Source organism: Streptomyces silaceus (genome assembly GCF_001419745.1).
GTDB classification, from domain to species: domain Bacteria; phylum Actinomycetota; class Actinomycetes; order Streptomycetales; family Streptomycetaceae; genus Streptomyces; species Streptomyces silaceus.
Map to the genome: position 1 here is coordinate 1 of NZ_LIRJ01000578.1, position 6939 is coordinate 6939.

6 protein-coding genes are annotated in these 6939 nt (G+C 71.7%); all 6 read left to right on the forward strand.

Annotated elements, in window-relative coordinates; translation table 11 throughout:
- The coding region (locus AOK22_RS36985) for a DUF3152 domain-containing protein (RefSeq protein ID WP_107102122.1) at positions 1 to 1187 on the forward strand (1187 nt) is incomplete at its 5' end.
- Between the two features lie 80 nt (positions 1188 to 1267).
- Positions 1268 to 1360, forward strand: coding sequence for an Ms4533A family Cys-rich leader peptide (locus tag AOK22_RS43925; protein ID WP_324964634.1), 93 nt, complete (start codon positions 1268 to 1270; stop codon positions 1358 to 1360).
- A 177-nt stretch (positions 1361 to 1537) separates the two neighbouring features.
- Positions 1538 to 3265 (forward strand): ABC transporter substrate-binding protein, encoded by a 1728-nt coding sequence (locus tag AOK22_RS36990; RefSeq protein WP_079037077.1) that lies wholly within the window; start codon positions 1538 to 1540, stop codon positions 3263 to 3265.
- Entirely contained in the window at positions 3262 to 4197 is a 936-nt protein-coding gene (locus tag AOK22_RS36995) for an ABC transporter permease (protein ID WP_055703047.1), read from the forward strand. Before AOK22_RS36990 ends, AOK22_RS36995 begins: the two co-directional genes overlap by 4 nt.
- The gene (locus AOK22_RS37000) at positions 4194 to 5183 is read left to right on the forward strand and encodes an ABC transporter permease (RefSeq protein WP_055703048.1); all 990 of its coding nucleotides are present in this window, start codon (positions 4194 to 4196) and stop codon (positions 5181 to 5183) included. The genes AOK22_RS36995 and AOK22_RS37000 overlap by 4 nt, the downstream gene beginning before the upstream one ends.
- Positions 5180 to 6781, forward strand: coding sequence for a dipeptide ABC transporter ATP-binding protein (locus AOK22_RS37005; protein ID WP_055703049.1), 1602 nt, complete (start codon positions 5180 to 5182; stop codon positions 6779 to 6781). The genes AOK22_RS37000 and AOK22_RS37005 overlap by 4 nt, the downstream gene beginning before the upstream one ends.
- The last annotated feature ends 158 nt before the right edge of the window (positions 6782 to 6939 follow it).

Here is a 6939-nt window from a genome sequence, read left to right on the forward strand (position 1 = left end):
GCATACCCCGCCCCACTCCGCCCCACGGCGTGCCGCACGTCCGTGGCGGGCACCCCGAGCAGCGGGAGCCCGGCGGCGGCTGGGGTGACGCCACCGGGACCGGCGGCGGTCCGCGCAGGGGCGCCGCCGGACACGGCATCCCCGGACCCCGCCAGGAGTACATGGCGGCCTTCCCCGACGAGGGGGCGCCCGCCGCGGAAGGCGCGCCGAAGCCGGGCGCGCAGCTCCCGCCGCCCCGCGACCCGTACGCCTCCGTCACCGACTGGGACGACGACTCCGACGCCGAACTCGCCCACCGGACCGACGCGTTCATGGCGGACGGCGACGACGGCGAGGACGAGGGCGGCAAGAAGAGCAGCCGGGGCCGCGCCTTCACCGGCATCGCCGCCGCCGCGGTGACCACCGTCCTCGCGGTCGTCGTCGCGGGCCAGGTCGCCGACGGCCCCGGCGAGCCCGACGAGCAGACCCACGCCGCCCCGGGCGGCGGCGTGCGCGACACCGAGGACCCCGCCTCGCGCTCGGACCGCCGTCCGACGCCGGCCGACGGGCAGGACGCGAAGCCGGCGACGTACGAACAGAAAATGGGCGAGAAATACCCGCTGGACCCCAAACTGAAGGCGTCCGGCGATTTCGAGGTGATACCCGGACTCGACCGGGCCCCCGGAAAGGGGCGTAAATTCCGCTATCGCGTCGACGTCGAGAAGGGCCTCGGCCTGGACGGCAAGCTCTTCGCGGAAGCCGTGCAGAAGACCCTGAACGACGACCGGAGTTGGGCCCACGCCAAGGCCCGCACCTTCGAGCGGATATCGTCGGGGCAGCCCGATTTCGTCATTACGCTCGCCAGTCCGGGAACGACCGCCACGTGGTGTGCCAAATCCGGTCTCGACACGACCCAGGACAATGTGTCGTGCGACTCCGCCGCGACGGAACGCGTGATGATCAACGCTTATCGGTGGGCGCAGGGCGCGAAGACCTACGGCGACGCCGTCCAGAAGGAATTCGGCAACGCCATCCACCCGTACCGCCAGATGCTGATCAACCACGAGGTCGGGCACCGGCTCGGCTTCAACCACACGGACTGCACGAAGGACGGGGACCTCGCGCCCGTCATGCAGCAGCAGACCAAGTTCCTCGATCACGACGGCATCAAGTGCAAGGCCAACCCCTGGGCCTTCCCCAAGAGTTGAGACAGGGGTCCGGGGCGAGCGGTCCGGTCACCGCGGTGACCGCTTTGACATCCGTCGGAAGTTCGTTCATATTTCTGCGCATGTCGAACCGTCACGCCCCGTCGAGCGCCGCCATTGAGCTGGCGCTGTTCGGCGTGACCGCGCTCTGCGTGGCCGACATCCACTGTTGCTGACGCCCGCCCCGGCGAGTGCGTCGCTCTTTCCTCGGTCTCCGCTGCCCGCGGCCGTCCCTTTCGGCCGTCCGTAGCCGTCCGACACCGCATGTCCACGCCTTCTCCGGGGCGAGCCCTCCGCTCGATTCCTGCTGATCCGCTGCCCGTGCGCAGCGTCCCCCGAGAGGTCTCCTTCCGATGCGTCGATCGTCCGTCATAGCCCGCCGTGTGGCAGCGGCATCCGTCAGCCTGGTCCTGGCCTCGGGCGCCGCCGCCTGCGCGGGCCCGAAGGACAACGACGCCGGCGGCGACGGCGGCACCCCCGCCAAGGGCGGCACCCTGACCGTCCTCAACCGCGACCCGCAGACCGACTTCGACCCCGCGCGGCTCTACACCTCCGGCGGCGGCAACGTGCCGAGCCTCGTCTTCCGCACGCTCACCACCCGCAACCGCGAGGACGGCGCCAAGGGCGCGGAGGTCGTGCCGGACCTCGCCACGGACCTCGGCAAGCCGAGCAAGAACGCCACCGTGTGGACGTACACCCTGAAGAAGGGCCTCAAGTACGAGGACGGCTCGCCGATCACCTCGGCGGACGTGAAGTACGGCATCGAGCGGTCCTTCGCCGCCGAACTCAGCGGTGGCGCGCCCTACTTGAGGGACTGGCTCATCGGCGGCGACACGTACGAGGGCCCGTACAAGGACAAGGGCGGCAAGGGCCTGAAGTCCATCGAGACGCCCGACGAGCGCACCCTCGTCTTCCACCTGAACAAGCCCGAGGGCGAGTTCCCCTACCTCGCGACGCAGACGCAGTTCACGCCGGTGCCCAAGGCCAAGGACAAGGGCACCAAGTACGAGGAGCACCCGGTCTCGTCCGGCCCGTACAAGGTCGTCAAGAACGAGAACGACGGCGAGCGGCTGCGCCTGGAGCGCAACCCGCACTGGTCCCCGAAGCTCGACCCGGAGCGCAAGGCCTACCCGGACGTCATCGACGTGCGCTCCGGCCTCGACTCCTCCGTCATCAACCAGCGGCTCTCCGCGAGCCAGGGCGCCGACGCCGCCGCCGTCACCACCGACACCAACCTCGGCCCGGCCGAGCTCGCCCGGCTCGGCGGCAAGGACGACACGTCCGCCCACGTCGGCACCGGCCACTTCGGCTACACCAACTACCTGGCCTTCAACCCGAAGGTGAAGCCCTTCGACGACCCGAAGGTCCGCCAGGCGATCTCGTACGCCGTGGACCGCTCCTCGGTGGTCAACGCCGCCGGCGGTTCCTCGCTCGCCGAGCCCGCCACGACCTATCTGCCCAACCAGAAGTCCTTCGGCTACACGAAGTACGACCACTTCCCGGCGGGCGAGAACGGCAACCCGAAGAAGGCCAAGGAGCTCCTGAAGGAGGCCGGGTACGAGGACGGGCTCACCGTCACCCTCGTGCACTCCAACGCCAAGGACTTCGAGACCAGCCCGGAGATCGCCACGGCCCTCCAGGACGCCCTGAAGAAGGCCGGCATCACCGTCAAGCTCAAGGGGCTGGAGGACAACGACTACAAGGACACCGTCCACAGCGCCAAGAAGGAGCCGGGCCTCTTCCTGTCGCACTGGGGCGCCGACTGGCCCTCCGGCGGTCCCTTCCTCGCGCCCATCTTCGACGGCCGCCAGATCGTCGAGGACGGCTACAACTTCAACTCCGGCTTCCTGAACGACAAGTCCGTCAACGACGAGATCGACGAGATCAACAAGCTCACCGACCTGAAGGCCGCCGCCGCGCGCTGGGGCGCCCTCGACAAGAAGATCGGCGAGAAGGCGCTGACCGTGCCGCTGTTCCACCCCGTCTACAAGCGCCTGTACGGCAAGGACGTCAAGAACATCGTCATCAGCGACTGGACCGGCGTCCTCGACGTCTCGCAGGTCGCGGTGAAGTCGTCGTGACGTTCGGCTCCGTCTTCCGGGGGCGGCTGCGCGAGCAGCGCGCCGCCCTCGTCGCGGCGGGCGTCGTCGGCCTGCTCGTCCTCGTGGCGCTCGCCGCTCCGCTGCTCACCGCCCTGGAGGGGCAGGACCCCACCACGTACCACCCGGACCTGATCGACTCGGCGCGCGGCGGCGTGCCGATCGGCTCCTTCGGCGGGATCAGCGGCGAGCACTGGCTGGGCGTCGAACCGCAGACCGGGCGCGACCTCTTCGCCCGTCTCGTGTACGGCGCCCGGGTCTCGCTCGGCGTCGCGCTCGCCGCGACCGCCGTGCAGGTCTTCATCGGGGTCGCCGTCGGCATCGCGGCCGGGCTCGGCAACCGCTGGGTGGACCAGGCGCTCAGCCGTGCCACCGACGTCATCATCGCCCTGCCGCTGGTGGTCCTCGCGCTCGCCCTGATGGCGGTCGTGCCCAGCGGCTTCCCGCGGCCGGTGCTCGTCGCCCTGGTCATCGGGCTCGTCGCCTGGGGCAACATGGCCAAGATCGTCCGGGCCCAGACGGTCACGCTCAAGGAACTCGACCACGTCGCCGCCGCCCGGCTCAGCGGCTGGAGCACCCTGCGGATCGCCCGGCGCGAACTGCTGCCCGCGCTCGCCGCGCCCGTCATCACCTACGCCGCGCTGCTCGTCCCCATGAACATCACCGTCGAGGCCGCGCTGTCCTTCCTCGGCGTGGGCGTGCAGCCGCCCACCCCGTCGTGGGGACAGATGCTCACGGCCGCGGACGTCTGGTACCAGGCGGCGCCGCAGTACCTGCTGTTCCCGGCGGGCGCGCTGTTCGTGACCGTCTTCGCGCTCACCGTCCTCGGCGACGGCGTGCGCACGGCGCTCGACCCGCGGGCCGCCTCGCGGCTCCGGGTCGGCACGGGACGCAAGCGGGAGGCCCGCGCATGACCGGCTTCCTGCTGCGGCGCCTGGTGGGCGCCGTCGTCACCCTCCTCGCCATCTCGGTGATCGTCTACGCGGTGTTCTACGCGGCGCCCGGCGACGTCGCCCAGATCACCTGCGGCCCGCGCTGCTCGCCCGCCCAGGTCCAGCAGGTCGCCGAGCAACTGCGCCTCGACGACCCGCTGTACGTCCGCTACTGGGACTTCCTCCAGGGCATCGTCGCCGGGCACGACTACTCCACCGGCACGGGCACCGAGCACTGCTCCGCCCCCTGCCTCGGCGTCTCCTACCAGAGCGACCAGCAGGTCACCGCGCTGATCGTGGCGAAGCTGCCGGTCACCGCGTCGCTGGCGCTCGGCGCGATGGTCATGTGGCTGATCCTCGGCGTCGGCGGCGGGGTCCTCTCCGCCTGGCGGCGCGGCCGGCTCAGCGAGCGCGTGGTCACCGCCGTCACGCTCGCGGGCACCGCCACACCCGTCTTCGTCATCGGCCTGCTGCTGATGATCGTGGTCTGCGGCCAGCTCCAGTGGCTGCCCTTCCCGCAGTACGTGGCCTTCACCGACGACCCGACGCAGTGGGCGTGGAACCTCCTGCTGCCCTGGCTCTCGCTGGCGCTGATCGAGGCCGCCAAGTACGCGCGCCTGACCCGCTCCTCGATGCTGGAGACGCTCGCCGACGACCATGTGCGGACCTTCCGCGCGTACGGCGTGGGGGAGCGGTCGATCGTCGGGAAGCACGCGCTGCGCGGCGCCGTCGCCCCCGTCATCGCGCTCACCGCCAACGACTTCGGGTCGATGTTCGGGGGTGCCGTGCTCAGCGAGACGCTGTTCGGACTGCCCGGCATCGGGCGTGAACTCGTGCACGCCGTCAAGGTCGTCGACCTGCCGGTGGTGGTCGGCCTCGTCCTGGTCACCGGCTTCTTCGTGGTGCTCGCCAATGCCGTCGCGGACGTGCTGTACGCGCTGGCCGACCGACGGGTGGTCCTGACGTGAGTCTCGTACAAGTCACCGATCTCTCCGTGGAGTTCGCCTCCGGGGTGAAGGCCGTGGACGGGCTCTCGTTCACGCTGGAGGCGGGCGGCGCGCTCGCCCTCGTCGGCGAGTCCGGGTCCGGCAAGTCGACCGTGGCCTCCGCGCTGCTCGGGCTCCACCGGGGCACCGGCGCGCGGGTCGACGGATCGGTCCTGGTCGACGGCGTCGACGTGCGGCAGGCCTCCGACGCCGAACTGCGGCGGCTGCGCGGCGGGAAGGCCGCGATGGTCTTCCAGGACCCGCTGTCCTCCCTCGACCCGTACTACTCCGTGGGCGACCAGATCGCCGAGGTGCACCGCGTGCACACCGGGGCGTCCCGGCGGGCGGCACGCGCGCGTGCCGCGGAGGTGCTGGACCGGGTCGGCATCCCCGACGCGGCCCGCCGCGCGCGCTCGCGCCCGCACGAGTTCAGCGGCGGCATGCGCCAACGCGCCCTCATCGCCATGGCGCTGGCGTGCGAGCCCGCGCTGCTGATCGCCGACGAGCCGACCACCGCGCTCGACGTCACCGTCCAGGCCCAGATCCTCGACCTGCTGCACACGCTGCGGGACGAGACCGGCATGGGGCTCCTCCTGGTCACCCACGACGTGGGTGTCGCGGCGGAGAGCGTCGACGAGGTCCTGGTCATGCGGGGCGGGCGCGCGGTGGAGCGCGGGACGGTCGGCGAGGTCCTCGGGTCGCCGCGCGAGACCTACACGCGCGAGCTCCTGAGCGCCGTGCCGCGCGTGGACGCGCCCCTGGTCCGGTCCGCGAAGGAGGCGGGCGACGTCGTCCTCGAAGCCACCGGACTGCGCCGGGAGTTCGGGCGCGGCCGACGCGCGGTCACCGCCGTCGACGACGTCTCGCTCACCGTCCGCCGCGGGGAGACCCTCGGCATCGTGGGCGAGAGCGGCAGCGGCAAGACCACGCTCGGGCGGATGCTCGTGGGCCTGCTGGCGCCGACCGCCGGGCAACTCCGGTACGGGGGTACGGAGATGCCCGGCGGCAAGGTGGTCCCCGGCGTGCAGATGGTGTTCCAGGACCCCGTCTCCTCGCTCAACCCGCGCCGCTCGATCGGCGAGTCCATCGCCGACCCGCTGCGCGCGCGGGGCGAGGACGACGCCTTCGTACGAGGGCGTGCGCGCGAGCTCCTGGAGCGCGTGGGGCTCGAACCGGCGCACTACGACCGCTTCCCGCACGAGTTCAGCGGCGGACAGCGCCAGCGCGTGGGCATCGCGCGGGCCCTCGCCGCCGAGCCGCGGCTCATCGTGTGCGACGAGCCGGTCTCGGCACTGGACGTGACGACGCAGGCCCAGGTGACGGCGCTGCTCGCCGAGTTGCAGCGGGAGCTGGGGCTGGCCCTGGTGTTCGTCGCGCACGACCTCGCGGTGGTACGACAGGTCAGCGACCGGGTCGCGGTGATGCGGCAGGGCCGGATCGTCGAGTCAGGGCCGGTGGCGGAGGTGTACGCGTCACCGGAGGACCCGTACACGCGGCGGCTCCTGGCCGCCGTGCCCGCGCTGGATCCGCGGACGGCGGCGCGGCGCAGGGAGGCCCGCAGGGAGCCTGCCGCGGCCTGACGCACCCGGTCCGGCCCCTCTCGCCGACCGTCCTCTCCGTACTTTCCGTACTCTCCGTGGCGAAAGAGCGCCCCTGAGGCGCCATAGCGCGACGGAACGCTACCGGTGCGGGAAAGTTACGACCGTTCACCCCTTCTGGTGGCGCGACGGACAACCGT